This window comes from Proteus sp. fly-1067 (assembly GCF_040139345.1).
In the GTDB taxonomy this organism is placed as follows: domain Bacteria; phylum Pseudomonadota; class Gammaproteobacteria; order Enterobacterales; family Enterobacteriaceae; genus Proteus; species Proteus vulgaris_B.
Map to the genome: position 1 here is coordinate 1 of NZ_JBEEUL010000125.1, position 673 is coordinate 673.

The window sequence follows — 673 nt, forward strand, 5'->3', positions numbered from 1 at the left end:
ACGTTCATTGCTTGATAAACGCAAGTATGCTGAGTTTATGCAGCAGACTCAGGCGATTTTTGGGGCGGGTACGTTGATGCTTAATTAATATTGCTGATGTACTTATACTCACGATAATTCACATTGCAGGGCTTTTCATTAAAGGCATAGTGATTACGGCTACGCGTCATCTATCTACCTCTCGAATTATTTTGAGTATATATTGATAAAGCGGTATGCTACCTAAATGGTTTTAAAGTGATTTTCTGCGGATCGCAAGGATCCTTTATCAGTGAGAAACGACTTTTATTGTAAGTTTTTTACTAATTTTATGCATTAAATTGAACTTCATCTATTTTTATTACTCAAAGTTATGCTTGCTTTAGGAAGGGAGTGATGATCAATTTAACAAATTTACAGCCTGAGTTCGGGAGATTTTCCCAGGAATGAGCGAGCAACTGACAGACCAGATGTTGGTCGAAAAAGTCCAAAAGGGGGACCAAAAAGCTTTCAACTTGTTGGTGATTAAATATCAGCACAAAGTTGCAAGTTTAGTTTCCCGTTACGTACCTCAAGCTGATGTGCCTGATGTTGCTCAGGAGTCTTTCATCAAAGCTTATCGTGCGATTGGCTCGTTTCGTGATGATAGTGCATTTTATACATGGTTGTATCGTATTGCTGTCAATACAGCTAA

Annotated in this window: 1 protein-coding gene; it reads left to right on the forward strand. The window is 38.2% G+C overall.

Annotated elements, in window-relative coordinates:
* Positions 1 to 425: 425 nt before the first annotated feature.
* On the forward strand, positions 426 to 673 hold a 248-nt coding region (locus tag ABN217_RS19540), incomplete at its 3' end, for a sigma factor (protein ID WP_502935140.1).